Source organism: Mycobacteroides sp. PCS013 (genome assembly GCF_049532645.1).
Lineage (GTDB): Bacteria > Actinomycetota > Actinomycetes > Mycobacteriales > Mycobacteriaceae > Mycobacterium > Mycobacterium gwanakae.
In genome coordinates this window covers 3735953-3762658 of the sequence record NZ_CP150131.1, presented here as the reverse complement: position 1 = coordinate 3762658, position 26706 = coordinate 3735953, and the positions used below count along the sequence as shown (strand labels likewise).

At 62.8% G+C, this 26706-nt stretch carries 30 protein-coding genes and 1 pseudogene; 16 read left to right on the top strand and 15 right to left on the bottom strand.

Features of this window, described 5'->3' with window-relative positions; genetic code table 11:
* Nucleotides 1-23: 23 nt before the first annotated feature.
* Genes fadD2 through RHO23_RS18740 form a run of 3 tightly spaced genes read left to right on the top strand, consistent with a single transcriptional unit; the run spans nucleotide 24 to nucleotide 3449 of the window.
* Nucleotides 24-1694, top strand: coding sequence for a long-chain-fatty-acid--CoA ligase FadD2 (gene fadD2 / locus RHO23_RS18750; protein WP_070950527.1), 1671 nt, complete (start codon nucleotides 24-26; stop codon nucleotides 1692-1694).
* A gap of 3 nt (nucleotides 1695-1697) precedes the next feature.
* Nucleotides 1698-2957 (top strand): saccharopine dehydrogenase family protein, encoded by a 1260-nt coding sequence (locus RHO23_RS18745; protein WP_070915768.1) that lies wholly within the window; start codon nucleotides 1698-1700, stop codon nucleotides 2955-2957.
* 27 nt (nucleotides 2958-2984) lie between these two features.
* The gene (locus tag RHO23_RS18740; protein WP_423488177.1) at nucleotides 2985-3449 is read left to right on the top strand and encodes an SRPBCC family protein; all 465 of its coding nucleotides are present in this window, start codon (nucleotides 2985-2987) and stop codon (nucleotides 3447-3449) included.
* A 28-nt stretch (nucleotides 3450-3477) separates the two neighbouring features.
* On the opposite strand, the gene RHO23_RS18735 is transcribed toward RHO23_RS18740, so the two are convergent.
* The 6 genes from RHO23_RS18735 to RHO23_RS18710 form a co-directional block, all read right to left on the bottom strand.
* Nucleotides 3478-4422, bottom strand: a complete 945-nt coding sequence (locus tag RHO23_RS18735) for an alpha/beta fold hydrolase (RefSeq protein WP_423488176.1) — start codon at nucleotides 4420-4422, stop codon at nucleotides 3478-3480.
* Nucleotides 4412-6595 (bottom strand): acyl-CoA dehydrogenase, encoded by a 2184-nt coding sequence (locus RHO23_RS18730; RefSeq protein ID WP_064409805.1) that lies wholly within the window; start codon nucleotides 6593-6595, stop codon nucleotides 4412-4414. Before RHO23_RS18730 ends, RHO23_RS18735 begins: the two co-directional genes overlap by 11 nt.
* A 14-nt stretch (nucleotides 6596-6609) precedes the next feature.
* A complete protein-coding gene (locus tag RHO23_RS18725; RefSeq protein ID WP_046255035.1) occupies nucleotides 6610-7461 on the bottom strand; it encodes an SDR family oxidoreductase in 852 nt (283 codons plus the stop codon).
* 65 nt (nucleotides 7462-7526) lie between these two features.
* The gene (locus tag RHO23_RS18720) at nucleotides 7527-8483 is read right to left on the bottom strand and encodes a 2-hydroxyacid dehydrogenase (RefSeq protein ID WP_235687318.1); all 957 of its coding nucleotides are present in this window, start codon (nucleotides 8481-8483) and stop codon (nucleotides 7527-7529) included.
* The gene (locus RHO23_RS18715; RefSeq protein WP_030097222.1) at nucleotides 8459-9583 is read right to left on the bottom strand and encodes an alpha/beta hydrolase; all 1125 of its coding nucleotides are present in this window, start codon (nucleotides 9581-9583) and stop codon (nucleotides 8459-8461) included. Before RHO23_RS18715 ends, RHO23_RS18720 begins: the two co-directional genes overlap by 25 nt.
* Nucleotides 9584-10189, bottom strand: a complete 606-nt coding sequence (locus RHO23_RS18710) for a TetR/AcrR family transcriptional regulator (RefSeq protein ID WP_030097221.1) — start codon at nucleotides 10187-10189, stop codon at nucleotides 9584-9586.
* A gap of 115 nt (nucleotides 10190-10304) precedes the next feature.
* On the opposite strand from RHO23_RS18710, the gene RHO23_RS18705 reads away from it, so the two are divergent.
* Nucleotides 10305-10886 carry a VOC family protein gene (locus tag RHO23_RS18705; protein ID WP_030097220.1) on the top strand — a complete coding sequence of 194 codons (582 nt, stop codon included), beginning with the start codon at nucleotides 10305-10307 and terminating at the stop codon, nucleotides 10884-10886.
* Here the strand turns inward: RHO23_RS18705 and RHO23_RS18700 are convergent.
* Nucleotides 10876-11478, bottom strand: coding sequence for a TetR/AcrR family transcriptional regulator (locus RHO23_RS18700; RefSeq protein WP_423489258.1), 603 nt, complete (start codon nucleotides 11476-11478; stop codon nucleotides 10876-10878). The two genes, RHO23_RS18705 and RHO23_RS18700, sit on opposite strands and share 11 nt — an antisense overlap.
* 94 nt (nucleotides 11479-11572) lie before the next feature.
* Between RHO23_RS18700 and RHO23_RS18695 the strand changes: the two genes are divergently transcribed.
* The 3 genes from RHO23_RS18695 to RHO23_RS18685 all read left to right on the top strand — a co-directional run bounded on the left by RHO23_RS18695 (nucleotide 11573) and on the right by RHO23_RS18685 (nucleotide 15611).
* Entirely contained in the window at nucleotides 11573-12484 is a 912-nt protein-coding gene (locus RHO23_RS18695) for an oxygenase MpaB family protein (protein ID WP_423489257.1), read from the top strand.
* A 633-nt stretch (nucleotides 12485-13117) separates the two neighbouring features.
* On the top strand, nucleotides 13118-14644 hold the full coding sequence (locus RHO23_RS18690; RefSeq protein WP_423488175.1) for a sugar transferase: 1527 nt from the start codon (nucleotides 13118-13120) through the stop codon (nucleotides 14642-14644).
* A 64-nt stretch (nucleotides 14645-14708) separates the two neighbouring features.
* Entirely contained in the window at nucleotides 14709-15611 is a 903-nt protein-coding gene (locus RHO23_RS18685; RefSeq protein WP_070927732.1) for a class I SAM-dependent methyltransferase, read from the top strand.
* On the opposite strand, the gene RHO23_RS18680 is transcribed toward RHO23_RS18685, so the two are convergent.
* On the bottom strand, nucleotides 15608-16792 hold the full coding sequence (locus RHO23_RS18680) for an alpha/beta hydrolase family protein (protein WP_057969226.1): 1185 nt from the start codon (nucleotides 16790-16792) through the stop codon (nucleotides 15608-15610). The genes RHO23_RS18685 and RHO23_RS18680 overlap by 4 nt on opposite strands.
* A 261-nt stretch (nucleotides 16793-17053) precedes the next feature.
* On the opposite strand from RHO23_RS18680, the gene RHO23_RS18675 reads away from it, so the two are divergent.
* Together RHO23_RS18675 and RHO23_RS18670 are read left to right on the top strand one after the other, a co-directional pair.
* Complete coding sequence (locus tag RHO23_RS18675; protein ID WP_030097214.1) at nucleotides 17054-17464, top strand: DUF6188 family protein; 411 nt, start codon at nucleotides 17054-17056, stop codon at nucleotides 17462-17464.
* A gap of 186 nt (nucleotides 17465-17650) precedes the next feature.
* Nucleotides 17651-18073 carry a hypothetical protein gene (locus RHO23_RS18670; protein WP_070941512.1) on the top strand — a complete coding sequence of 141 codons (423 nt, stop codon included), beginning with the start codon at nucleotides 17651-17653 and terminating at the stop codon, nucleotides 18071-18073.
* Here the strand turns inward: RHO23_RS18670 and RHO23_RS18665 are convergent.
* On the bottom strand, nucleotides 18070-18399 hold the full coding sequence (locus RHO23_RS18665) for a hypothetical protein (protein WP_116079934.1): 330 nt from the start codon (nucleotides 18397-18399) through the stop codon (nucleotides 18070-18072). The two genes, RHO23_RS18670 and RHO23_RS18665, sit on opposite strands and share 4 nt — an antisense overlap.
* Nucleotides 18400-18540: 141 nt before the next feature.
* Between RHO23_RS18665 and RHO23_RS18660 the strand changes: the two genes are divergently transcribed.
* Nucleotides 18541-19533, top strand: a complete 993-nt coding sequence (locus RHO23_RS18660) for a GNAT family N-acetyltransferase (RefSeq protein WP_081346205.1) — start codon at nucleotides 18541-18543, stop codon at nucleotides 19531-19533.
* A 208-nt stretch (nucleotides 19534-19741) separates the two neighbouring features.
* Here RHO23_RS18660 and RHO23_RS18655 read toward each other — a convergent pair whose 3' ends face one another.
* A complete protein-coding gene (locus RHO23_RS18655) occupies nucleotides 19742-20989 on the bottom strand; it encodes a Fic family protein (RefSeq protein ID WP_234798221.1) in 1248 nt (415 codons plus the stop codon).
* A gap of 353 nt (nucleotides 20990-21342) precedes the next feature.
* On the opposite strand from RHO23_RS18655, the pseudogene RHO23_RS18650 reads away from it, so the two are divergent.
* The 6 genes and pseudogenes from RHO23_RS18650 to RHO23_RS18625 form a co-directional block, all read left to right on the top strand.
* Nucleotides 21343-21477, top strand: a pseudogene (locus RHO23_RS18650) (hypothetical protein); the annotation flags it as partial.
* A 228-nt stretch (nucleotides 21478-21705) separates the two neighbouring features.
* Nucleotides 21706-22101, top strand: a complete 396-nt coding sequence (locus RHO23_RS18645) for a hypothetical protein (protein ID WP_423489295.1) — start codon at nucleotides 21706-21708, stop codon at nucleotides 22099-22101.
* A gap of 218 nt (nucleotides 22102-22319) precedes the next feature.
* A complete protein-coding gene (locus RHO23_RS18640; protein ID WP_423488174.1) occupies nucleotides 22320-22493 on the top strand; it encodes a hypothetical protein in 174 nt (57 codons plus the stop codon).
* Between the two features lie 41 nt (nucleotides 22494-22534).
* Nucleotides 22535-22702 carry a hypothetical protein gene (locus tag RHO23_RS18635; protein WP_423488173.1) on the top strand — a complete coding sequence of 56 codons (168 nt, stop codon included), beginning with the start codon at nucleotides 22535-22537 and terminating at the stop codon, nucleotides 22700-22702.
* Nucleotides 22699-22860 carry a hypothetical protein gene (locus RHO23_RS18630; RefSeq protein WP_423488172.1) on the top strand — a complete coding sequence of 54 codons (162 nt, stop codon included), beginning with the start codon at nucleotides 22699-22701 and terminating at the stop codon, nucleotides 22858-22860. Before RHO23_RS18635 ends, RHO23_RS18630 begins: the two co-directional genes overlap by 4 nt.
* Entirely contained in the window at nucleotides 22857-23372 is a 516-nt protein-coding gene (locus RHO23_RS18625) for an XRE family transcriptional regulator (RefSeq protein ID WP_423488171.1), read from the top strand. Before RHO23_RS18630 ends, RHO23_RS18625 begins: the two co-directional genes overlap by 4 nt.
* Here RHO23_RS18625 and RHO23_RS18620 read toward each other — a convergent pair.
* From RHO23_RS18620 to RHO23_RS18600, 5 genes are all read right to left on the bottom strand, one after another.
* Nucleotides 23369-23572, bottom strand: a complete 204-nt coding sequence (locus RHO23_RS18620; RefSeq protein WP_423488170.1) for a hypothetical protein — start codon at nucleotides 23570-23572, stop codon at nucleotides 23369-23371. The two genes, RHO23_RS18625 and RHO23_RS18620, sit on opposite strands and share 4 nt — an antisense overlap.
* Nucleotides 23573-23579: 7 nt before the next feature.
* A complete protein-coding gene (locus RHO23_RS18615; RefSeq protein ID WP_423488169.1) occupies nucleotides 23580-23840 on the bottom strand; it encodes a hypothetical protein in 261 nt (86 codons plus the stop codon).
* Between the two features lie 413 nt (nucleotides 23841-24253).
* A complete protein-coding gene (locus tag RHO23_RS18610) occupies nucleotides 24254-24634 on the bottom strand; it encodes an LppU/SCO3897 family protein (RefSeq protein ID WP_423488168.1) in 381 nt (126 codons plus the stop codon).
* Nucleotides 24635-24829: 195 nt separating this feature from the next.
* Nucleotides 24830-25465 carry a sensor domain-containing protein gene (locus tag RHO23_RS18605; protein ID WP_423489256.1) on the bottom strand — a complete coding sequence of 212 codons (636 nt, stop codon included), beginning with the start codon at nucleotides 25463-25465 and terminating at the stop codon, nucleotides 24830-24832.
* Between the two features lie 18 nt (nucleotides 25466-25483).
* Nucleotides 25484-26626, bottom strand: coding sequence for a hypothetical protein (locus tag RHO23_RS18600; RefSeq protein WP_423488167.1), 1143 nt, complete (start codon nucleotides 26624-26626; stop codon nucleotides 25484-25486).
* Nucleotides 26627-26706: the final 80 nt, after the last annotated feature.

Here is a 26706-nt window from a genome sequence, read left to right as displayed (position 1 = left end):
GGAGGTCACATAGGCTGTCGATCATGTCGATCATCGCCGAACGGCCGCTCTTCTCGAAACTTCAGACCCTTGCGAAGCGCGGTGGCGCTGAGCTGCATTATCTCCGCAAGGTCATCGAGGCGGGCATGCTCAAACTCGATCCGCCCAACGTGCTCGCGGCAATCGTCCGCGACTTCTACCGGTTCGGTGAGATCGGCGCGGTACCGGGCTTCGGAGCGCACCGCAGCCCGGCGCGGACCGCCATCATCGACGACGAGGGCTCGATCACCTATGCCGAGCTCAACGACGCCGTCAACGCCCTGGCACACGGCCTGAACCGTCTGGGTATCAAGGGCGGCGACGGAGTGGCCATCCTGGCGCGCAACCACCGCTGGTTCATCATCGCCAACTACGCCGCACACCGCGCCGGCGCTCGCGTCATCCTGCTCAACACCGATTTCTCCGGGCCGCAGACCAAGGAGGTCGCCGAGCGTGAAGGCGCCCGTGTCCTGATCTATGACGCCGAGTATGCCGAGTTCCTGGACGGCTACAGTCCCGAGCTGGGCCGGATCATGGCGTTGCCGACCAACCCGGAAAACCCGGATCAACCCGCCTCCGGCGACGAGACCATCGCCTCGGTGATCAAACGCAACAGCACCTCCGCCGCGCCGCGCCCCTCGAAGTACTCCTCGCTGGTGATTCTGACCAGTGGCACCACCGGCACGCCGAAGGGAGCGCCGCGCAAGCTGGCGCTGACCCTGGCGCCGGTCGGCGGCATGTTCTCGCATGTGCCGTTCCGCTCCGGTGAGGTGACATCGGTGCCCGCGCCGATGTTCCACGCCCTGGGATACCTGCATCAGAGTCTGGCGCTCACCCTGGGCTGCACCCTGATCCTGCATCGCAAGTTCAAGCCGGAGAACGTGCTCTCCGATATCGAGAAGTACCGGGTGACCGCTGTGGTGGTCGTTCCGGTGATGCTCAACCGCATCCTGAACGCCATCGACGAGGCGGCGACCAAGCCCGACTTGTCTTCGCTGCGTATCGTTTTCGTGTCGGGATCACAGTTGGGCGGCGAGCTGGCCTCCCGTGCGCTGGACACGCTGGGGCCGGTGATCTACAACCTGTACGGCTCCACCGAGGTGGCCTTCGCCACCATCGCGCGGCCGCAGGATCTGGCCATCAATCCATCCACAGTGGGCCCTGTTGTCAAGGGCGCTACCGTGAAAATCCTTGACGACGAAGGAAAGCCGGTCTCGCAGGGCATCGTCGGACGGATCTTCGTGAGCAACGCGATTCCGTTCGACGGCTACACCGGGGGCGGGCACAAGCAGATCATCGACGGACTGATGTCCAGTGGTGACGTCGGCTACTTCGACGAGCATGGGCTGCTCTACGTCTCCGGGCGCGATGACGAGATGATCGTCTCGGGCGGCGAGAACGTGTTCCCGGCGGAGGTTGAAGATCTCATCAGCGGACACCCGGAGGTCATCGAGGCCACCGCGCTGGGAGTCGACGACCCGGATTGGGGCGCTCGGTTGCGGGCGTTCGTGGTCCGCCACCCGGAGTCGACGGTGGATGCCGACGGCATCCGTGCGTACGTGCGCGACAACCTGGCGCGGTACAAGGTGCCACGTGACGTGGTCTTCCTGGATATCTTGCCGCGCAACCCCTCCGGCAAGATCCTCAAGCGCCAGCTGCGCGATTTGGAGGTATAGCCGATGTCCCGGGAACACGACCGTGCCTATGACGTGGTTCTTTATGGGGCGACCGGATACGTCGGCAGGCTTACCGCGCTGTACCTGGCGGGACGCGTGGAGGCCACCGGTGCGCGGATCGCATTGGCGGGACGAAACACCGAAAAGCTTGCTGCCGTGCGTGATGAGTGTGGGCCGGCGGCGCGCGACTGGCCGTTGATCGAGGCCGACGCCACGCGCCCGGCCACGCTGGCGGCCATGGCCGCCTCGACCCGGGTGGTTGTCACCACCGTCGGGCCGTACACGAAATACGGACTGCCGTTGGTGGCCGCGTGTGCCGAGGCGGGAACCGACTATGCGGACCTGACCGGTGAGGTCAACTTCGTGCGAGAGAGCATCGATGTCTACGGCAAGCAGGCCGCCGACACCGGCGCCAGGATCGTTCATTGCTGCGGATTTGATTCCATTCCATCGGATCTGAGCGTGTATGCGCTGTACCGGCAAGCTCAGGAAGACGGCACTGGAGAGCTGCTCGAGACAACCTATGTGCTGAGCAAGTTCCGCGGCGGTGTCAGCGGTGGCACGGCCGCGTCCATGGTCGAGGTGATGGAGGCGAGTGCCGAGGATCCGGAGGTGCGCCGCAACTCCCAGGACCCCTACTCGCTGAGCCCGGACCGTCCCGCCGAACCGGAGGTGGGGCGCCAACGCGAATTTCAAACGCTCCGTGGTGAATCCGTGGCACCGGAATTGGCGGGTAAATGGCTGGGGGCATTCTTCATGGGGCCGGTCAACACCCGTATTGTCCGGCGTAGCAACGCATTGTTGGACTGGGCATACGGAACCCGGATACGTTATCGCGAGGTGATGAGCCTGGGAAGTTCGGTGGTCGCGCCGATCGCCGCGGCCGCCGTCACCGGATTTCTAACGGCCGGCTTCGGCCTGGGGACTCGGGTGCCCATGCCGAAATTCGTTGCGCAACGCCTACTTCCGAAGCCAGGCTCGGGCCCCAGTGAGCGTACCCGGAACAAGGGTCACTACCGTGTCGAGACGTACACAACCACAACCCAGGGTGTGCGTTATCGCGCGGTCATCGCGCAAGAGGGCGACCCCGGATATAAGGCGACCGCCGTGCTCCTGGGCGAAAGTGGCTTGACCCTGGCGCTCGATCGCAGCGAATTGCCGGACAGGCTAGGGGTTTTGACGCCTGCGGCCGCCATGGGGGATCCGCTGCTGAAGCGGCTGCGGGTGGCCCAGGGTGTGACGGTCGAAGTCGAACGACTCTAGTTCTCCGATAAACAAAGGAGTGGGTGTATGTCGGTATCAGTGGTAGACGCAGGGCCCCAGCAGGTTCGTCGCTCGGTCGAAGTATCTGCTCCGGCATCGGAATTGTTCGGTATCGTCGCCGATCCGCGACGCCATCACGAACTGGACGGGTCGGGCACTGTCGGCCAGAACATCCGTACGCCTGATCATCTCGAGGTTGGTTCGCGCTTTTCCACCGGCATGCGGATGTTCGGGCTTCCGTACCGCATCACCAGCACCGTGACGGAGCTCCAACTCGACAGGGTCATCGAATGGCGGCATCCGCTGGGCCACAAGTGGCGTTGGGAATTCGATGCCCTGTCGCCCACCAGTACCCGTGTCACCGAGACGTTCGACTTCCGTAATGCCGGTGCGATACAGACCCTGCTGAACTACAAGCTGCCTGGGTTCGTCAAGGCAAACGCCCGAGGGATCGAGGGCACACTGACGCGACTTCAGGGCCGCTACAGCTAGCAGGCAAGCGCACTGCCGGGACGCCGATTTACCCGGCGGACTCCGTGGCGGTGCGGGTAGCCGGCTGCTCGTGAGCTATCGCCTCGAGCACCGTGAGGATCTCGTTGACAACCTCGCCGGCGCGCTCGTTGGGCAGCATGTGTCCCGAGCCCGGGTAGGTGCGCAGTTCCTTGGTCTGTAGGGCCGCGGCAATGATGCGGGAATCGCCTGCCGGAGTGAGGAAGTCGCGGGCACCTGCCAACACCGCGGCAGGCTTGCCGCGATAGGCGCCCAGGCCTTCGGTCAGGTCCTCGTGCAGCACCATGCTTTCGGCGGCGTCCTTGTAGCTGCGCGGGGTGCCGGAGCGGATCTGGTCCCACACTCGGCTGACGTCGTAAGGCCGTGGGTCACGCCCGAATACCAACGTCGAAATGATGGGGCGCATGAGATAGCCCTGCTGGAGGAACCAGCCCTGCGCCACCACACCCAGGATTACCGCCTTGACGACTTCGAACACCGGCGGGACGACCCGGAGCCGGTGCAGCAGCCTGCCCGCCGAGGTGGCGACGAAGACCGCGCCGGATATCCGTCGCGCGACCAGGTCCGGGTGATATTCACCGAGGCCCATCATGGTCATGCCGCCCATCGAGTGACCGACGATCACGATCTGCCCGGTGGGGATTTCGGCATTGATGAAGTCGGCTGCATCCGTGGCCAGTTGGGGAACGTTCACCGAGCCTTGGGGTGCCGGATCGGACTGGCCGTGGCCCCGGTGATCCAGTGCGACGATGCGCAGTTCGGGATTGCGCTCGTGCAGCGGGCCCGCCACATCGTCCCAGGCCTCGCGGTTCTGGGTCCAGCCGTGCAGGAACAGCACGGTGACGGGTGCCGTGCGGTTTCCGGTATCGGAGAACCCGATTCGGGTGCCGTCAGCGGCGGTGAAAAAGTCCTCATGCTGACGCCACGCGGTTTCGGTCGCGGTATTACGGGTCACGCGGTAGTCCTAACAGTCGCTCGGCAATGATGTTTAGCTGCACTTCGGAGGTGCCACCGTAGATGGTGGTGGCACGGCTAGCTAGAAGATAGTCGGCCCAGCGACCTTGTTCCTGCTCGGAATCGCCGATAGCGCCGTCCGGCCCGAAATGGTTGACCACGAACTCGGCATATCCCTGTCCGGTACGCATGCCCAGCAGCTTGGACACGGCTGCCGACGGCATCGGGTCGCCGCCGGCCAGAGTGAGCAGCGTGGAGCGCAGATTCAGCAGCTTCACCCCATGCCCTTCGGCGATGAGCTGGCCCGCCCGGTCGCGTGCTACCTCGCTGAGCTCGTGCTCGCTGATGAAGGACACCAGATCGTCGAGGCTGGCAAGGAACGGCAGGTCGGAGCTGCCGATCGAAACTCGTTCCGCGGTCAGGGTGTTGCGGCTGACTTCCCAGCCGCGGTCGACCTCGCCGACCACCAGCTCATCGGGTACGAACACATCGTCGATGAACACCTCGTTGAACAGTGCGCCGCCGGTCATCTCGCGCAGCGGCCGAACGGTGACACCCTCGCTCTTCATATCGACCAGGAAGTACGTGATGCCGTTGTGTTTAGGAGCGTTGGGATCGGTCCGGGCCAGGCAGGCACCCCAGTCGGCGAACTGGGCCACCGAGGTCCAGATCTTCTGGCCGGTAAGGCGCCAGCCGCCGTCCACCTTGACTGCCTTGGTGGACAGACCGGCGAGATCGGAGCCGGCGCCGGGTTCGGAGAACAGCTGGCACCACATCATTTCGCCCCGGAACGTGGGAGGCAGGAAGCGCTGCTTCTGCTCCTCGGTGCCGTACGCGACGATGGACGGCACCAGCCAGGTCGCGATGCCGAGCTGGGGCCGGCGCACCCTTCCGGTGAGGAATTCCTGGGAGATGATCACCTGTTCGATGGGTGACGCGGCGCGCCCCCAGGGCGTCGGCAGGTAGGGCAGTACCCACCCGCCTTCGGCTATGGCGGTGTTGCGCTTCCCGGACGGGATCTCCTTGAGGGCGGCGACTTCGGAACGAATCTCCTGGCGCAGCGCTTCGGTTTCCGGTGCCAGGTCGATATCTACCTTGCGCAGGCCGTGCTCGACGGCGGTGCGCACCACGGTCGTCGGCGCGCTGCCGGAACGCCCCAGGGCGGCAATGAGACCCAGCGCCCTGCGGTAGTAGATGTGCGCATCGTGCTCCCAGGTGTAGCCGATACCGCCGTGGACCTGAATGCAGTCCTGCGCGCACTGCTGGGCAGCCGCCGGTGCCAGTGTCGCCGCCGCGGCGGCCGCGAACTCCACGATGCCGGCGGTCTCGTCCTCATCGTCAAGGGCGCGTGCGGCGTCCCACACCGCAGCTGTCGCACGTTCGGTGACGGCGGCCATGGTGGCGCACTTGTGTTTGATGCCCTGGAACTGCCCGATGGGGCGGCCGAATTGCTCACGCACTTTGGCGTATTCGGAGGCGATGTCGGTGGCCCAGCGGGCCACGCCGACGGCCTCGGCCGACAGGATCGTAGAGATGATGCTGGTGGCCCGGGCGTCGGTCAGGTTGGTCAGCACGCGATCGGCGGGTACCTGGACCGCTGCGGCCGTCACATGGGCGACCGGTCGCAGCCGGTCCACGCTCTGCTGCGGTGCGAGGGTGACGTCATCGGCGCTCAGGACCACCCACACCCGATCGGCGCCGACCGAAACCGGGGCCACCACATAGGCCGCTGAGGCCGCCGTCAGTACCGAACGAGCCTGCCCATCGACGGTGAGGCCGTCGCCGGAGGCCGTACCGTTGAACGACGATGTGGAGGCGAAGGTGGCGATGGACGCACCGGAGGCCAGGTCGCCCAGTAGCGGGTGGTCGGGATCGTGGCCGCTGATCAGCGCGCTCGCGATCACCGACGGGACGAATGGTCCGGGCACGGCGCCCCGCCCGAACTCGGCCACCACAATCGCCAGCTCCAGTGCGCCGAATCCTTGGCCGCCAACGGATTCGGCGAGGTGTACGGAGGTAAGACCCTGATCGGCAGCGGCCTTCCAGAACGGGGGAGGCCACGGCAGAGGTGTTTCGAGGGTCTCGTGCAGTAGCTCGGAGGGCACCACGCGTTCGACGAACGCATGCGCCGAATCTGCAAGTGCTACATGCTCACTGTTGATGGCGATAGGCATTGGCTGTTTCCTAACTAGTCGGCGCTGGGCTCGCTGTGGCTGGCGCGGTTCTCGTATGCGGCACGCGCCGAGGTGCCATGGGCGTCGAGCATGAAGTGGTCCATACCCAGTGATCGCGCCGCGGGACCGTACAGCGCCCGGGGCAGCATGGCCGTTGTCCGCAGCAGCGGGCCGAGTTTCTTGGGCACCATGACGGGGAACTTGCCTTTTCGTACGGCCTTGAGCACACCGGCGGCAATATCTTCGGGCTGAACGATTCCCAGTAACCAGTGTTCTTCGAGACCGGCCACCAGCTCGGTGTTGACGACGCCGGGCATCACGCAGACAACGGAGATGTTGTCGTCCTTGAGTTCGAGAGTCAGCGACTCACAGAGACCGACCACGGCCCATTTCGTCGCGCAGTACGTGGCGAGCCCGGGCACGCCCATCTTGCCCGCCGCCGACGCGATGTTGACGATCACGCCGCCGCCGCGCGGCTTCATCCGCGCTATGGCGAGCTGGCTGCCCCACATGACGCCGCGCACGTTGATATCCAGCTGACGCTGGATGGATTCCAGCGACTCTTCCCCGAACGGTGTGATCGGCATGATGCCCGCGTTGTTCACGATCACGTCGACGGGTCCCACGGTGGCCGCGATGGTGTCTAAGAAGGCCTCGAAGCTGCCGTAGTCGGTGACGTCGAGTGGCAGGCCGATGGTGCCGTTACCGATCTCAGCCGCGGTGTTCTCACACAGCTTCTTATCGATATCGCCGATCGCCACCTTCGCGCCTTCGGCGGCGAACGCCGTGGCGATGGCCCGGCCGATTCCGCGTGCTCCGCCGGTGATGGCGACGACCTTGCCCGCGAGCTGTACAGCTGTTCCCATTCGTCCTCCCACGCCATTGTGGTTCGTTTACGAATACTCTCTAGTGTAAATCTCCGGGCGCTAGCCTAGCGCACGCGGTCAGCTAGCGGCAGTCCCTCATGTATACGCCGGCAGTTGTCTATCGCGTGCTCCAGATAGCGCGTCATGGTGTCCGCGGTGAACCATGTGACGTGTGGTGTGAGCACCACATTAGGCAGGGTCAGCAAAGGGTTGTCCGGCGAGATCGGTTCCTGTGCAAAGACATCCAGTCCTGCAGCCCCGAGGGGGCCTTGTCGCAGCGCGTCGATCAGTGCCGTCTCGTCGACGACTGCGCCGCGTGAGGTGTTCACCAGGACCGATCCGGGTTTCATCCGGGCCAGGGCCGCGGCGTCGAGGAGACCAGAGCTGGCGCCGGTCAGCGGGAGATGCAGCGACACGATATCGCTGCTGGTCAACAGGGCATCCAGGCTGCGCCAGCTCGCGGACCCGTCGTCGCGGGTGCTGGTGTGCAAGACACTGGCGCCCATCGCCAGCAGGATCTGTTCCAGAGTCTTGGCGATGTTGCCGTATCCCACCAATCCGACTGTGCAAGAGCCGATATCGCGCACAGTGTCGCCCAGGGACTGATCGGTGGGCCACCCGCGACCAGCGCGGATGTCCCGGTCCAGTCGTGGCAGCTGCCGCAGTGCCGCGAGCATGAGCAACAGCGCGCCCTCGGCGACCGAGGGCGCATTCGCGCCCGGCATGTTGGCGACGGCCACCCCCTGCGCGGATGCGGCATCCAGCGCGATGGTGTTCACTCCCGCACCGAACTTGTGGATCAGCCGCAGCTGTGCGCCCTTCGCGACGTCATCGGCAGAGAGCGGACGAAGCACATGCCACAGCACCTCGGCGTGCGGTAGCTCGGCGTAGAAGGTGTCGTCATCGTCTTCGGCGCAGAAGCGCACGTCAAGCCAATCGGCGTGTGGTGCAAGCTGTTCGCGGACGCGTGGGCCGCCCGGAAAGTGGGCGAGGACCTTCACTCCCACCGCTTGCTTGTCCACTCTGCAATCGTATCCGCCTGCTCCTGGCGGGCTCCGGGGTTCTGGAAGTAGTGGTCGGCGTCGACGGAGGCCTGGGACTTATCGGTCGAGCCCAATGCGTCGTAGATGTGTTGAGCATCCGATGGGAAGACCCCGGTATCGCCGTCGGCGTTGATGACCAGGGCGGGAACGGTGACATCGGCAAGATGTGGTTCGGCCCGGGTCTGCGCGTGCGACAGGCTCCACATACCGAGCCAGTTCTTCAGTGTGGTCGCACAACCGATTCCGAAAGTAGAGCGGTTGGCCTTCACCGGTACACCCGCGTAGCAGAGGTTGGCCGGGCGCTTGGTGGGCTCCAACGTGGGGTCGACCATGCGGGGGTCGGCCCAGGTCCGGTGCACGGTGAAGGCGCGGTCGCTGAACCCGTCGGCACGCACGCGGGCGAGCTCGTCGAGCGCCCATGCGGTGATCCGGTGGTTACGCGCCACCTGTCCTTCGCGGTACTTGGTGACGAAGGCGGGGGAGTAGGCCGGTCCGTTGTCCTCGTTGAACAGGTCCAGGGCCGGGTCGGTGGAAGTCGGGTCGCTTTCATCGATGACCGAGGCGTCCATCCAGTCGGTCAGCACGTCGGGGCGGCCCAGGTGCGCGGCGCTGGCGACGTAGCCCGATGCGGCAGGCAGAGTGTCCAGTCCCTCCGCGGGACGCATGCCCTCCAGCGGTGTCACCTTGGGAGCCACCGCTTGCGACTGATACGCCGCCATGAGCGATCCGCCTCCGGAATTGCCGAGCAGCAGCACGGTTTCCACGCCCGCCTGCTCCTGTAGCCAGCGCACACCCACGCCGATGTCGACCAGGGCGTGGTCGAGCAGGAAGTGGCTTTCGAATCCCCGGAATCGAGTGTTCCATCCCAGGAAACCGTATCCATGCCGCGCCAGGTACTCGGCGATGTAGTGCTCCGAGAAGTCGATCTGATAGTGGGTGGCGATGAAGGCGATCTTGGGCCGGGTGCCCGCGGCCCGGTGGTACAGCCCCTGGCATGGATGTCCGCCGGCGCCGTTGCGTCCCGCGGTGGGCGAGGGCAGCCCGACGAACTCTCGCTCGATGGTCACTTCGGTGGGCATTCAGCAGACCTCCTTGGAATAGATGGCGCGGTAACAGATTCCGGCCAGGGTGTCGATGCAGGCGTCGTCGTCGACAGTGGCGGCATTGCCCTGGCTGAGCTGGTTGTAGGCGAACTGGTTCATCATCGAGACGATGGCGCTGGCCATGAGGTGTGGATCATTGCCGGGGCTGTATCCGTCACGCTGTGCGCGTTTGATGGTGGTGGTCAGGAAATCGATGGGCTCGGAACACATCTGGTTCCAGAACTCGGCGAATTCTGCGTTGATCATGGCCAGCTGAGACACGCTGATCATCTCGGCGAGCTGGTGGCGCCAGGTGAGCCAGTGCGCGGTGGCGATATCTCGCGCGCGCTGCTTGTTGGAGCGCCCGTGCCCGATGACCGCAGATACCCGTTCCTGCGCCTCGGTGCGAAATCGCATGGCCCACTGCGCGACCATCGCCTCTTTGGAGTCGTAGTAGTTGTAGAACGACGCCGTGGACCGCCCCGCCTCGGTGGCGATATCGGCAACGGTGGTGGCGAGTATTCCCTTGCGGGCTATGACAGTTCGGGCGGCCTCATCGATCGCGGCCTGGGTTTGACGGCCTCGCACGGTGGGTTGGACCACGACGTCCCTCTCTCGCCGAATGGGTATTGACCCATTTCTGAATCTGATGTTAGATTCAGGTTAGCGTAAAGCGCAAGACAGTCATGCGGTCGGATCAAGGAGGCTCCCCGTGACGATGATCAAACCGAACAACCCCAACTCCGAGTTCGAGTTCGGCGGGTTCAACCATGTGGCGCTTGTGTGTTCGGACATGGCGCGCACCGTGGACTTCTACACCAACGTGCTGGGCATGCCGCTCATCAAGTCGCTCGATCTGCCCATGGGGCAGGGGCAGCACTTCTTCTTCGACGCCGGGGGCGGCGACAGCCTGGCATTCTTCTGGTTCAAGGACGCGCCGGACGGCGTCCCGGGCATTTCGGCCCCGCCCGCCATTCCGGGAATCGGCGACATCGTGAGTGCTGTGAGCTCCATGAACCACATCTCGTTGCACGTCCCCGCCGAGAAGTTCGACGAATACCGCGTCAAGCTCAAGGCTAAGGGCGTGCGGGTGGGGCCCATTCTCAACCATGACGAGAGTGAGTTCCAGGTATCGAAGGAGCTGCATCCGGGCGTGTACGTGCGGTCGTTCTACTTCCTCGATCCCGATGGAATCACCCTGGAATTTGCTTGCTGGACTAAGGAATTCACTGCAGCTGACGTAACGGTCGCACCGAAGACGGCCGCCGAGCGCACCCCGCGGGAGGTCGCTACCGCCTGACGGGGTCGAGGAGCCGGGTCAAGATGACGATGAGCTCATCCGAACTCAGCGCCAGCTGCCCGGACACCCAGGCCGCGAGCGTCTGGCCGACGCCCCCGACCGCGAAATAGGCTGCCGCGCGCATTGATTCATCGTTCGGTAGCTGATATGTCTTGTTCAGGTGCTGGCCGGAAAGCGCCGCGAAGAGCTGCTCTGCCGCGCTACGGCGTTGGGCGATCACCGAATTGGCCGGATTGCTGCCGAAGAGCAGATGGCCGATCCGGGGGTCGGCGGCGATGACGTGCACGATGTTGGCGATGCCCGCTGCGGTCTTCTTGCGCAGCGGTGCGGCGTCCACCGCCTTCTGGGTGGAGGTGGCGACCTCGCCGATCACGCCGTCGTACACCTGTGCCGTCAGCTCGTCCAGGTCGGTGAAGTTTTCATAGAAGTACCGGGCGACCACGCCGGCCTGCTTGCATAAGCCGCGGACCGTCACGTTCGGCGCGGGGCCGGAGGTCAGCAGGTCAAGACCCGCCTCCAGGAGCCGGTTCCGGCGCTCGGCCTGGCGGTCAGGGGCCTGTACACCTCCATAGACCCGCGATGACGTCACCAGTACATCTTGACAGGTGGCACCCCATTGAAAGATATTTGAGAACAATCGTTCGCAGATTAAGGGGTCAACGGTGACAATCGAGCGGGTGTCTGAAATGGATGAATCGATCGTCGGTGACGGAGGTCCGGGTACCCGGAGTCGTCGCGGCGAGCCGGTGCCACCGGCTGCGCGTCTCTCGCCGGGATGGTCGTGGCGGCGTCAGCCCACCATGGTCGACAACATGATGGGGCTGGCCCTGCTGGCAGGCCCCGCCAATATCGTCATGCAGTTGGCGCGCCCCGGTGTGGGATACGGCGTTGTCGATAGCAAGGTTGAGAGCGGACGCGCCGATCTGCACCCCGTCAAGCGTGCGCGCACCACGTTCACCTACCTGGCGGTGGCCACCATGGGCAGCCCCGAGCAGAAGGCGGCATTTCGCAAGGCGACCAACCGATCGCATGCGCAGGTGCGTTCGGCCCCCGGGGACGCCGTGCAGTACAACGCCTTCGACCCGGACCTGCAGAAGTGGGTGGCGATCTGCCTCTACAAGGGATTCGTCGACGTGTACGAGGCTTTCGTGGGTCCGATGTCGCCCGATATGGCCGAGCGGTGCCTGCAAGAAGGCGCCGTCATGGGAACCACACTGCAGATGCCGCTGGCGATGTGGCCGAAGTCGTGCGCGGAGTTCGACGCGTACTGGCAGCAGTCCCTGGATCAGGTTCATATCGACGATCACGTCCGGCCCTATCTGTACCGGATCGTGTCGGCGTCCATTGCGGTTCCGCGGTTCATGCGCAGGCCAGTGGGTGCCTTCTCGAGACTCATCTCGACGGGATTCTTACCGCAGCGGTTCCGGGATGAGATGAGGCTGCCGTGGAGCCCGGCACGCCAGCGAACCTTCCGGAGTGTCGTCACTCTCCTTGGCGTCGCGAACCGCCTGCTGCCCAACGCGCTGCGCCGCTTTCCCTTCAACGCTCTGATGATCGACCTCAACTGGAGAATTCGCACCGGTCGCGATCTGGTCTGATCGATCTCCGAGCTAACACGTGGATCTTGTTAGCGGCACCTCGCGTGCCCCATCTCCTTCGTGACCATGTGGTTAAGAGTGTTACCCAAATTTATTGAATTCTACGTCTAGTTATGGGCAAAACCGTCCACATGCTCGGCGTGTGGGCTGGTGGGCGCGGACGAGTGCTGCATGGCAGGCCTGGGTTGTGACAGATGTGTTGCGCCGCCATTGACAGAAGTGGGCTCCATCATTGCTGTGTGCGCAAGAGATGCCACGCCCGGGGAGTTAACAATGTACGCAGCGAACTTTACGGCGAGTGATCGAATTCGACATATGCGCAGTACAAGGCCAAAAGTTCGGGATCTTGATCGCGGGTGATCGATATGTCCCGCGCGTCTGCCTCATCGTCATAGTGACGCTGGCCACAATTGCGGGAGCGTGTGGCTCTGGTGTTGCCAGACGGTGCCCCAGTAGTTAGATTTCCCCCGGTACGAAAACTGGTAACGGATGTTCCCTTTCTGGGGGCGCGAAATGCCGGTCGTTTGCACGAGGGCTCTCATTGTCGGGTTGCGCCGAGATTTCCGCGCCCGCCGCCTCATGAAACGAGCACTTTTGAATTTGCTGTTGGGGCTGTTCTGAGAGGACACGCGCGTGGTCGCGGTGAACGAGGGCTCGTCTGCAACGACCCGGCTGAGGGGCCGGATCGGCAGCGTGCGGCGCCCTCGCCGGTCCCCATCGGCGGTCGGTCAGACCTCCGCGGGGCACCGTGCAGCGCAGTGGGGCGAGCAGTACGGCCGGTGGCTGCTGATCTCCGACACCGCCATCGTCGCGGGTGCCGGTTGGACCTGGATCGAACTGCGTAACGCGACCAACCCGATGACTCCCGTCGAGCTGTGGATCCGGATCGGCTTCTTCTGCTACTGGGCACTGCTGCTCGGTGTGTACCGCAGCAGGGACCTGCACCTCATGGGCAGCGGTGGCGAGGAGTACCAGCGGGTGCTGCGCGCGACATTCCACATGTTCGGTCTCTTCGCCATTGTCAGCGTGCTGTTCAAGTTCAATGTCTCGCGTTTCGCGCTGGGGATGGCGCTCATCGTCGGGATCGTGTTCCTGCTGCTTAACCGGAAGATCAGCCGGACCTGGCTTAACCGGCAGCGTGCGCGCGGCAAGCAGATCTTCAGGGTGGTGGTGCTCGGCGGGGATGCCGCGGCGCTCAACCTTGCTGAGGCCTTCGGGCGTGACACCGCGCTCGGATACCGGGTGGTGGGTGTGTGCGTCCCCGGATACCTGGGTGCGCCGGGCCAGAACATCGAGGTCATCGACCGGGTCATCCCGATCCTGGGTTCGGAGGACCGCATCGTCGCGGCAGTGCTGGAGGCCGGTGCGGACACGGTGGCGGTGACGGCCACCGAACAGCTTGGCCCGGAGAAGATGCGGGAGCTCGCCTGGCGTCTCAGCGAGATCGGTGTCAATCTGCTGGTAGCGCCGGGTGTGTTCGATGTCGATCAGCCGCGGGTCCGGGTGCGGCCCGCCGGGTCGGTGCCGCTGATCCATCTCGCCGAGCCGCAGTACGAGGGTGCGTCCCGGCTGCACAAGGTCCTCTTCGACCGGGTCGGCGCGCTCCTGCTCCTCATCGGATTCAGCCCGATCCTGCTGGCCTGCGCCCTTGCGGTGAAGCTGGAATCGCGCGGACCGGTGTTCTACTCAGCCGAACGCATCGGCGTGCGGTCCAAGCCCTTCCGCATGATCAAGTTCCGGTCCATGGTGGCGAACGCAGACCAGATGGTGGCGGCGCTGCTGGCACAAAATGACGGTGCCGGACCGCTTTTCAAGATGCGCGAAGATCCGCGGGTCACCGTGGTGGGCAGGTTCCTGCGCCGTACCAGCCTCGACGAACTGCCCCAGCTGATCAATGTGCTGCGCGGAGAGATGAGCCTGGTGGGCCCCCGGCCGCCGCTGCGGCGCGAGGTCGAGGAGTACACCGACGTCATCAAGCGCAGGCTGCTGGTCAAGCCCGGGATGACCGGTCTGTGGCAGGTTAGTGGGCGCTCCGACCTGCCATGGGATGAGGCAGTGCGGCTGGATCTGTCGTATGTCGAAAACTGGTCCATGGTGTCCGATGTGTCGATCCTGTGGCGCACATTCCGCGCGGTGGCGCGTAGCGACGGCGCCTACTAGCGCGCCATCCGCGCGCCCACACATGTCAACCTGGTTGTCACAGTCGCGGAGTATTGTCGCGACCATGCGTACCGATCGTGATAATTGGGACATCAACACCAGCGTCGGCTCCACCGCGCTGTTCGTGGCGGCCAGCCGAGCGCTCGAGGCCACCAAACCCGCGCCGCTGGCGGTCGATCAGTACGCGGAGGTGTTCTGCCGTGCCGCAGGCGGCGAATGGGCCGATCTGGTAGCTGGCGGTGTACCCGAACACCCTTTGCGTTCAGAGGAATTCGGACAGTACTTCGTGAGCTTTCAAGGCGCACGCACCCGCTACTTCGATAGTTACTTCGCCAGGGCGATCGAGGCCGGCGTCAAGCAGGTGGTGATCCTGGCTGCGGGACTCGACTCGCGCGCCTATCGACTCGACTGGGCGCCGGGTACCACGATCTTCGAATTGGACCAGCCCCTCGTGCACCAGTTCAAGCGTGAGGTGCTCGCCGAGCATGGCGCCGAGTCCAAGGCGTCTCGACAGGAGATCTCGATCGACCTGCGCGAGGACTGGGGTAAAGCACTCCAAGACAAGGGCTTCGATCCGTCGGCGCCGTCGGCGTGGATCGTCGAAGGACTGTTGATCTACCTGCCGGCCGACGCGCAGGAGCGACTTTTCGAGTCCATTGATCAGCTGGCCGCCCCGGGCAGCTTCGTGGGCATCGAGCAGATGACGACGTACGCCGATGTGGTCTTCGACATGCTGGTCGCCGGCGCTAACGAAAGCGGCGACCAGGCCAATTCGGACTTCTTCTCGCTGATCTACAACGAGCAGCGCAGCGAAGCCTCCACCTGGTTCCATTGCCACGGCTGGGATTCCGTGCGCACCGAGCTGCTGGACTACCTGAACGTCTCGGGGCGCGCCGTGCCCGAGCCGAGTCAGCCCGCGTGGTACATGTTCAACTCGATCAGCCTGGTATCGGCAGTGAAGGGTTAGATATTCAGATGCCGATCCAGGAATCCGGTCATACGGCGTAGGTAGTCGCCCTGATTCACGTGCAGGATGTGATTTCCGGGGAACCAGTGCAGCGCACAGCGATCCCAGTGTTCCCACAGCATCTCGGCCTGTTCGGGCGGCGCTAGCCTGTCGCCGAGTCCGGTGATGATGAGGCGCTGCTCCTTTGGTACGACCGGCTGGTAGGTGAGGGGCGACGAATAGGAGAGCGCGCCGTCCAGCTGATTCTGATCGAGATGGCCCAGCTTGGCGGCCAGCTTGATCGTCGGTTCGGCCGGAACCCAGCCGTGCAGAAGTGATTTGACGTCGACCACGGGAACATTGGGGATGGTGACATCGATTCGGCGCTCCACGGTGGAGATCAATCCGGTGGTGTAGCCGCCCAGCGACAAACCGGTCAGCCCAATCCTCTCCACACCGGTGCCGCGCAGATAGTTCACGAAAATCCGGAAATCATGCACGGCCTGACACATCGACTCCGAAAAACCGGTGAACCCGTGGCTGAAGTATCCGGCTCCGCTGAACGGTGAGTACTTCTCGGCGCGCCGTCCGTGAAAAGGCAAGGTGTACAACAAGATGTCGTAACCGTTGCGGAAAAACCAGGGGAGCGCGAAGAACACCCCATTGAGCAGATACGGCGATCCGAAGAACCCGTGAATCACGCACAGGGTGGGGCGTGGACCGTCGTCGTGGCGCCAGTGCTGGGCGCGCGCGATGCTGTTGTGCGGGAAGCGTTGCCAGTAGTCACGCAGGGCCGGATTGCGCGCCACGTAAGGGCTTTCGAAGTCCAGGTTCTCGACGTTGCCCTTGGCCAGGGCCTGTGCGAGCGGACCTGCGGGCCGTGAGAACACCACGGGTGTGGTCTCCGGTGCCGGGAAGGAAAGGTCCGCATCGCCCATCGCGGCAAGCTCGCCGTAAAAGGCCAGGTTGTCGCGCTCACGCGCCACGAATTCCCTGTCGACGATGAGGCTCGGGGCCACGACTCCCATCACAGACAGGGCGCCAACGGTGCGCAGGGCGACATCGGTGAGCGCGGAGGTTTCGACCATCGCGCGTTCACGAAAGGTCAGGTCACCGCTGCGGGGCAGTTGCGGGCGCTCGGTGGGCGCGGCTCGCGGGGTGATCCGCGGTTGATCTATGGGTTCCGATAGCTCCGCTGTCATGGGTGTCCCTTTCGCCCCCTGTGCTAGCCACGCTGCTAGCTCATAGCGAATGCTAGGGCACCCAAGCGAAATTCGTCCGGCAAGTACGGTGATGCCACCGTCTTAGCGGGAGTCTGGAAACGGCGAGAAAGCCAAGCAAAACAGTGTGCTGCTCAGGTTCGCGGGCAGCACAAATAACGTTTACGTTTCGACCAGTTTCGACAATAAAACTTGTGCCGTCAACCCCTTGTGCTAGCTGAGGGGCGGGTTCAGAGTGAAGGTATGTCCGAAGCATGGATTGAGGGCTTGCCGGTCCAGCGGATCATGTTCCGTGACGGATTGGTAATCAGCCTGGGTGACTACAACGAGGTGGTTATCGCCGTGCCGATGTGGCTCACGCTTCCCCCTGCGGGGCGGTGGCCACGGGAAATTGTTTGCGTCGATCCGAAGGCGATCTTGGATGAGGAGCGTCCGCTCTTCAGCATCTCGGGTGCAACGTGCACCGAGGCCAGGTGGAACGACAAGGGCGATTTGCACATGGAGTTCTCCGATGACCACGCGATCGACGTGCCGCATCACGACTTTGACACGGCGTGGGAGATCTATGGCAAGTACCACGGGTACGTAGCCAGTCTTCCGCGCGGCAAGGTCCGCGTGGTGCGCCACGATGTGCCGGAGGAAGCCGGGGCCTAACCGGTTTCGCCGCGATCGAACCCGACGGTGGGTTGGTTCGTGGTTACCGCGTGAGACTTCTCGCGGTGGCATGTGCGTCAGCGGTACTTGCGACAGCTGCTGGTGTGAATGCTCCGCCCGGCATGCCCGAGCGCAGTGCGGTGTTGGACGTGGGCTTTCCATGCGACAGAACAGCTCACGCTCATTGTGACTCGGGTACCGAATGCCTTCCTGACGACGCTGGGCGGCACCGGGAACGTCGGTGAGGCGGTACAGGCGGTGTCCACCAGGGTTTCCGAGTCGATCGCGCCGATCCGTGACGCACTGACCAAGCCGATTCCGGTCACGCCGGCGGTCGTGGCCGATCCTGCTCCGTATTCGGCTGTCAAACCAGTGAAAGAACCAGCTTCACAGCCGAATACGACTGTGAAGCCAAAGCGGCAGACTTCCCGGATTTCCCCGCCGACGTTACCGGCCGTGCCGTCCGCGCCCGTTCTGGGCGCGTCCCCCAGTCCTAAGCCGCCGAACCTGGTGAGCGGGCTGGGCGGGACCATCAAGAAGGCATTCTGTGATATCGGGGTGAAGAAGCCGAGTATGCCCGACAAGCCGGTGAAGGCCGGACGGCACTAGCTGGATGGGGGCAGCGCTTCGACGACAACGCCGCCGAAGCGCGCCTCGTTGATGCCGCATGGGTGCCCGTCGATCCAGCAGCGATTGCTGCGGGTGACTTCGTCACACTCCTGTTGGGTGTCGGTGAACACCGCCTGGAACCCACCGCCCAATGACGTGTTGTAACCGGTGATCGTGCGGCCTGTGCTGTCGGTGGCCCGTGCCGCGCAATCGGCGCAGACCGAACGCGGATAGCGCTCCATGTGGAATGTGGGGCTTTGGCATAGCGGGCAGGGATGAGTGCGGCGCCGCGCCTCTTCGAACGTGAGGTCGCGGTGGTCGTCCATGCGGCAACTGTGGCACACGTGGAAGCAGGTGGTTAACCCGTTGCGGTGATTTCGGGTCATCAATAAGTTGGACGCGTGACGTTCTCAGAGGTTCAGGCGTTTCAGACCCGGCTGAGTGAACGAGTCGATGCCCCGGACGCGGTGGAAATACCGTCGGCTGGAAGCGATTTGACGTGGCGCGCGGCCACCAAGGGTGATCTTCCTGCTCTTCTGGAGCTGTGGCGCGCCAGCTGGGCCGTCGACCAACCCACGTGTCTGGTCATGCTGGATGAGCTGGAAGAAGAATTCGACGACGAGGACTTCAATCCGGAGCTCGACTCGGTGATCGCGCTGGATCCGTCGGGGAAAGCGGTCGCATTTGGTTCGGCGACTGTGAAATCCAGCCAGGAGACACTCGTCTGGGTGTCGCTCGACGGCACCGTGCATCCCGAGCGCCGTGGTGAAGGAATTGGGTCCGGCCTGCTGCGCTGGGAAGAACAACGAGGCCGCCAGCACCTAGTGGCATCCGATAGCCATCTGCCGGGATGGCTTGCCGCAAAAGCCGAAGAGAGTGCGACGGCGACACTAAAGCTGTTTCACCGCAACGGATATGAATCAACCCGCTGGTGGCGAGAGCTGGAGAGGAACCTCGCAGATCCCATCCGGGATATCGTGCTGCCTGCTGGTGTGAGGGTTGAGACCTACGGGCCAGAATGGTCCGAACAGACCCGTGACGCCCATAACGAGGCGTTCCGTGACCATTGGGGCAGCCAGCCGGACACTCGCGAGGACTGGGAATCCGAGCAGCGGCTGAGCACTTTCCGGGCGGATCTGTCCTTCGTCGCCGTTGCCCGCGACGTCACAGGGGAAGAGGTGGTGGTCGCCTACCTGCTTAGTGAAGTCAATGAGCAGGAGTGGGAACTGAACCCGCACCCATTTGGATACATCTCCCACGTAGGTGTACGACGTGACTGGCGCGGACGCAAACTCGCTCAGGCGTTGTTGACGCATGCCATGCGCGCCTACCAGAACGAAGGGTTTGAGCGCGCCGTTCTGGATGTCGATGCCGATAGCCCTACCGGCGCCGTGGGACTTTATGAAGGGTTGGGTTTTTCGGAGGTCAATCGCTCAGTCAGCCTGGTGAAGCAATTCTGACGTTCGGGCGAGGCCTCTGACAGGCTCCGGACATTCGGGTTCACGTGTCTCGGCGCGCGGCTTCTTCGTCCCAGAGTGCCATGCGTTCTTGGTGAAGAACTCTGGGGTGGTGACCCGTTAGACAAGCATGAGCACCGCTCGCAGCGCGAGAAATCCGAAACCCAGAAAGAAGACCACCCCCCAATTCGTAGTCCTCCACGAAGAGTCATTACCCGTCCAGTTCGAGAAGCGATGCGCCCCGTAGGGCGAGTCGGAAGCGTAGTGGTTTCCTCGTCACCGTTTCAATGATCCCGGCGTCGGTTAGGCGCTGGAGTCGCGGGCGGACAAACTGGCTGGATCGACCCATCGCATCGGCCAGGGTTTTCAACTTGACGGCGCGGTTTACATCGAAGTGGTGGGCTTGGCCCAGGATGAATAGGATTTTAGCGATGTCATCGGGATCTACCGGTGGCGCCGACTCGCGATCGAGTCCGATGTTCAGCGGGAATTGCTCGTCCTCCACCAGAACGCGGATGCGTGCCCCGACTGTGTCGATCTTCTGCCGACGGTCGGAGAGGTCGAGTAGCAGGCGATGCTGCGCCTCAGCGATGATCTCCAGCATGTCGATCAGGTAGGGCGTCAGATCGCCGCGGTTCAACGGATTCTCCGCGTCAGTGAACGCTCGGTAGTAGCGATCTTTGTTCTCGGCGATCGTCGCCGATAATGCCAGGCTCGCGTACGAAGCCAGAACCTGACGGAGATCCAGGGCCAGAAGGTAGCGCCCGGTCCGGCCGTTGCCGTCGTAGAACGGGTGTGTGTACTCGAAGATGAAGTGTGCGGCCACGGCCCTGATCAGCTGGGGGATCGAGTCGTCGCGACCTTGGCTCAGCATAATAGTGAGCGCGTCGTCGATCGCCGATTCGGGCACCACACCGGTGTGCACGGTTTTGGTTCCTGACTCGATCGTCACCGGCCCTTGCCGGAACCGCAGGCCGTCGGGGGCGTCTTCGTCACGAATCTCGCCCGCGGTTACTGCATCATAGATCTCCCGGATGTCGTCGAGCGTCTGTGGGCTTTCGGCCTCGGCATTGCCGATGTCGAGGTAGAGCCGCACCATCTCCGTGAATCGCTTGTTGTCGATGGGTCCTTCCGCCCGGACGGCCTTGATCGCCGCGCTAATCTCCTTCCGGGTCGAGCGGACCTGTTCGATCTGGTTGGTCGCCTGAATCTCGTCGATCACCATGCCGTTTAGATAGTCGACTCGTGCCCTTCCTGGCAGCCCGTCCCACTCGGCCTGAATCTTCGGCTCGAAGCTCATGATCCGTTCGATCAACGCTGCGACTTCGGGCGTCATCAGCGCGAACATCTGGAACCCGCCGATCATCAGGTCCCAGTGGATGGCGGCAGGAGACTCTCGTCGAGATCGTTCCTCGGCTTCGACGCCAGCACGATCCCGCTGATGGAAGATCGACTTCAACGTTCTGTACGACACCTGATCTATCCCCGCATCTACATTCGTTAACAGCTCGTCCTGTCCTGATCTATTTTATACAGAGTCGACTTTAGATCAAATAGGACCGAGTCATGAGGCTGCTCATTCGTCCGCCGATCCGTCGCGTGAAGGCATTGAAGCTGCCGAACTGGCCGAGGACCGAGCCGACCTAGAGCGCGTACTCGCCGAGGATGATGGCAAGCACATCAGCTTGGGCAATACCGCAAGAGCTAAGCTTTGCCGGGTTAGGCCTCGTTCAGTCGGTCCAGATGATCGCTCTAAGCCGCGATCATTTCGCCGGTGCTAGCAACTAATCTCGGCCGGGCGACATTGCGCAGATGCCCAGAGGGAGTGGTCAACATGGGTGTGCGTTTTCGCAAGAGCGTCAGGCTGGCATATGGCTTGAAAACAATCTCAACGCCAAGTCGGTATCACTGACCGGCGGCGTTCGAGGCGCCCTAACCACCGCCAACAGCAAGGGCTATCGCACATTGTCCACGGGGCTGCCCGGGACCGGGCTCTCGAATCGCGATACGAAAAAGCTCGGTAGTGCCGATGCTGCATCAGGCGCTCCGGTTCCTGACGGTGCGCCGATCACCAGAACGCCGCGTCGGTTGTCTAAGCAGATCGGTATCGCGGTCAAGGCGGCGTGTGACGCGAAGGGGATTAGCGCTGTCGAACTGTCGGACAGGTGCGCAGAAATGGGTCACCCGATCCACGGAACGGCACTCTCGAAAATCGAACTGGCTGAGTTGCTCACTCTTGCTGCGGCGTTTGATGTTCCGCTGATCACGCTGCCACATCCCGCCGTGCCTAACGGCGAGGTGGAGGTGTTGCCCGGACGATGGTCGGAGAGGTGGACTGCTGCGCAGTGGTTCGCTGCACAGGTTGACGTGCAACAGGTTCCAGGCCGCTTGGCCCGCATTGTGTCGGCGGCCGGCAGTCCGCAAGTCGAGTTGTTCAGTGCGATTTCAGCAGGGGGGCAGACCGACGTTGATGCTGCCAAACTCGCTGCTGCGTCGAGCGATTGGTCGGACGTACGGGATTTCGCTGAGTTGGATTTTCTGGCAAACTCGCGAAATTCCATGACCTGGTAGATGTGGAGCCGATGACGGGAATCGAACCCGCGTATTCAGCTTGGGAAGTCGAACGGGCGAGTATCCCTGAGTATCAATGGGTTTCCGCAGTGTCATGACCAGCGCGGACCTGTGTCACGGAGTGTCATTGCGTATCCCCTGATCCACCTGACTTGTGACCCGCACGTGACCCTGGCAGCCGTGCGCTACGCCATGATCCCCGAGTGACTGTATTGGCCATGAACCGCGTAGACGCCGCCAAGGCGCTAGGAATATCCCCAGCCCAGGTGGACACCGAGAAGCGCGAGGGCCGCATCGCGCCGCGGTACTTAGGCCGAAAGCCTCTGTATCTGGTGCGGGAGCTCCAAGCGTGGCTGGATGCATTGCCCTCGGAGCCGCCAGGCGGGTACTAAATCTCATTGCGGCATTGCCCTGCAGGTGTCACGGTTGGTTCATGCGCAGTGAGCACAAGACGACTGCCGATGAATGGGATGCGTTCACCGGCTGGCGACGCGTGATCGTGAGGATGCAGCGAGCGGGCATCCGCAAGAAGCTCAAGAAGAAGTCACACCGAACGGACCGCCGCCGGCAGCGTCAGCGGCAGTCGGAGAACGACGAGTGAACCATCACAGCTACGGCGTTCGGTGGTCTGTCGAGGACGACGAATACGTTGCCCTCGTGGCCGAGTTTCCGTCTCTGTCCTGGCTGGATAAAGACCCTGTGCGTGCACTAGCAGGGCTGGTCCAATTGGTCGAGGGTGTGCGCAAGGACGGACTATGAGCATCTGGGATGACATCACCGATACTCCGCGGGAAGCGGAGAGCTTGCGCCTGCGGTCCGAACTTATGATTGCCATCGAGGAGCGAGTCGCGGGCGAAGATTGGTCGCGGGCAGCGGTTGGCAAGAGACTTGGGCTCACGGAGTTGCGGGTCTCTGAATTGTTGCAAGGCAAGATTTCTAAGTTCCCACTTGATGTCCTGGTGGGCATTGGAGCCGAGCTCGGGATCCGGTTGAAAGTCGCAGAGTGTGACCGGCCGTTAAAGACATACTCCCTGGCTGAAGTTACGGGGATGGTGTTGCCGCCGGATCTGAATGACCCCGAAGGCTGGCTGGCGCGGTATTTGAGGGCTGGCAAGATCGGCGGCTACAAGATTGGGCGTACATGGCGGATGACCCAACAAGACGTTGAGGACCTAATCACCAGCACCCGAACGCGTCCTGACACCGCGCCAGGGGCCGACGAAAATCGTCGTGGTCCCTCGCGCCGGTCGCGGATGCTCCGAGTGCCTTAAGACACAAAAGGACTGTCAAAACCCGGAATGATCCGTACGGCAACGTCTTCGATAGGTACGTCTTGATGCACGGCGATGAGATCGCGTGCCATCTCTTCAACTTCCCCCTCCTTGCGAGCCTGGGTTAGTTGGTCGATCTCGGGGACGTTGATCATCCACCACTTGCCATCGCGGGTTACTTGAATGTCGTAGGTACGCATGAGCCTCCTATCCTCGTCGATACTGCCAAGGCGGGGAAGTGGATTTGATGACGTAGCTCGTGCTCGGGGTTCGGGTCTCGGCGACGAGCTCGCCGCCAACGCAGCGGATCCGAACCTCAACGCCAGGCTCGACCTCGAACCGGGCGTATTCCTTGCCCTCACGCAGATCGCCGGGGATGGTCTCGGTCCAAGTTCCGCGGCCCCAGTTGTGGCGCACGATGACCCGCGTCTGCCCAGTCGAGAGCTTGTCCACATGAAGTGCGACCACATACCGAACGATAGGCGTGGGGTATGACAACAGCGAACTACAAGAGCAGTACCCAATCCGGACGATGGCCCCCGTTCGACGTGCAGGTTCTGTCAAGATCAACGCAGGGCGCCGCCCGCACGGTGACCATGGTTGCAAACCCCGCGGGCGGTGCTCATTCACAAGCCATTACCCCACCCACGGTCGGTGCCGCCCCCTTCGTCCCCTGGACCCCCACGGTTGGGGGCGGCACCCCCGCTCTGCATGAAGAAGCCCAACAGTTCTACTTGCACTTCGGATTTGAACCTTCACCCCACCGATCCGCTGCGCCTCATGCTTCTAGTGAAAGGACGTTCACGAGATAGTCAGGAGACCGTGAAGGTCCCTGTTTAGAACGCAGCGAGCGTGCGCAACGGGCACACTAGCTAGCGTCGCTATTTCTGGGTTTCGGTGCAGATGGTGAACTTGCGTGCCGCGTGGGTGAAGCCGCCCGTGGGGCACCCAGCCTTTGATGTGGTGTTGAAGACGATGTTGAGCGGCCTCTCGCGGTTTGGCTTTGACGTGTCGTCACAGGCCGCGCGGACAGCCGTCATATTCCCGATGCTTAGACAATCCGCGGTGCTCCATGCATAGTCCAGGCATGCGGTGAACTGTCCCTCGCTGTAGTTCATGTAGAACTTCTGGGCAACGTCTGCCGGGCACTGGTCGGGTGTTGATACGCGTTGAATGATTTTGTAGCCGTTGGTTGGCGACCCGCAGTCGACGATCTTGAGTGTTGAGTACTCCACGCGTTCCAGGCTGACGCATGCGCCCACAGGCGCGAATGCGTTACCGGGGATGTTGGCCGGTTGGGGTGGGAACTGTCCAGGGATTGAGTCAAAGCCGAGGGCACGAGCATCTCCGCTGGTCTCAGTGCTTTTAGGGTCGACGGATTGTGTCTGGCACGCAACCAATGTTGCGGCAACTGTGGACAGAGCCAGGTAGCGCACGTAATTGGGCACGGAAGACTCTCAGGCGATCCGGCTCACGATTTTGTCGATGATCTTATTCGCGGTTTGATCGGCATCTGTGAGGCCGATTACAGATACGCTCACCAGCTTGCCTGATTTGACGCGGTAGGTGACGGCATACTTGGCTGGCGATTTCAATTCCAGCGCTGACGGGTCTTGTTTGGTTATCTGAATATTGAAGACAGGGTCGGCTAGGGCGGCGCACTCGTTGAGGGCCGGGACGAGGTCTGCCAGGTTCTTTCGGGCTGCGGCATCATCAGCGTATGTGCCCACACTTTGGGATATGACGACCATCGGAGCGAGTTTTCCCGGTTCGCCGTTGGCCTGCCCACTGTAGGTTTCATTGCGAAACTCGGTGAAGTTCGTGCCGAAGGCAACCTGCTGTCCGAAGACCGATCTACAGGCGCCCGGTGCGCTCGCGTCGGGACGTGGCTGGTCCGAGCGGGAGTCGCCTTGCTGCTCCAGCTTGTCGATTCCCGCCAGGCTCTTGGCATCTGGAAGGCCCACCAGCGCGTCATCGATGGAGCTGCTAGCGGGATCGGCTTGCGTCGGTCCGCACGCGGTGACGCTGATGGCAACGCCGACTACGCCAAGTAGCGCACTGCTCAACGTCTTTGACTGAGAGATCCAGGTCATCACTCTTTCACCATATCCTTAGTTGACGGCGGGTTTCGGCAGGCCCAAATCCATTGCCTGAGAGATTAAGTCGGATTGCTTCAAAAGCAGCTGATCCAACTCGGCATTGAATCGCACCACTCCCGCGTAGTCATTCGGTGATGGCCTTCTTGCTTTAAGGGCATTCATGTCTTTCACCATTTCGCTCCAATCGTGATACCACGTTGCAGCTTCCATGGAGAGCTTGTGCCCGTCTTTTGCAATTGTCTCCGGGCAATTGTCCGTGCAATAGACAGCGATCGGATCGAGCACCTCAGGTCCCGCGATATCTACCGGCGTAGACCCCACGAACCTCGTCGGCGGGAGGTAATTCGGGCCTGTCGGGGCGGCACTAGCGGGCGGGGTGTAGAAAATCGGTGGCTTCGTGTACGGGGTGGGGTATACCCAGATAGGACCATCGACCGTACCGATGTTGGTCGGATAGACCGGATCTTGCGTTGGTTCTCTGTGCGGCGTAATAAACCAAATCGGGCTACGCCCGCCACCACCGACCGGGGTACTAACGTTCCACAGCTTTGCCGAAGCAGCTTGACACTGTTGCCTTTTCTGATCGAGTTGCTGCGTGGTGTCGTCCTGTTTATTCTGCGGCTGCTGAGTCTGCGACGGAACCTGACTCGGCTGCTGCTGAGGTTGTTGGCCTTGTTGCGGTGACTGCTGCTGCGGTGCTTGGTAATCGGGGTTGGCACGGCCTGGCCCGTCGGTGTATGGGGTCGCGGTCTGGTAGTCGGGTATCTGAGTACCGTGCGCGGGCTGATCCCAGCCTTGTTGGGGCTGTTGCGCGCCTTGCTGGCCCGGAACCTGCTGTGCGCCAGGCGCTCCGGAGTTGTAGATCGAAATTCCGTTGTTTTGATCAAGCGGCGGCTGGTTGATACCGCCCTGGTAATCAGGCATTTGTGGCGGTAAACCGGGTGGTTGGAACTGAGCGCCATTCATCCCACCTGGCCCACCAGGGCCCCCAGTCGGGCCAGAGGGATCTGCCGCGCCCGTGGCGATGCTAGAGAAGCCAGGGGTTGAGTAGTCGTTGGTGACCTTGACCGCACCAACGATCAGCGCCGCCACCCCTGCCGCTGCCAGCGCTCGGCGCAAACCTATCGACATCTGCCGTCGATGCTTGATCACCACAGATAACCCCCCTCTGCATGGAACCTCACAACTTCCTGTGAGTAGCCGTGGCCGCACTCTCTCACACCACAAAGATGGTT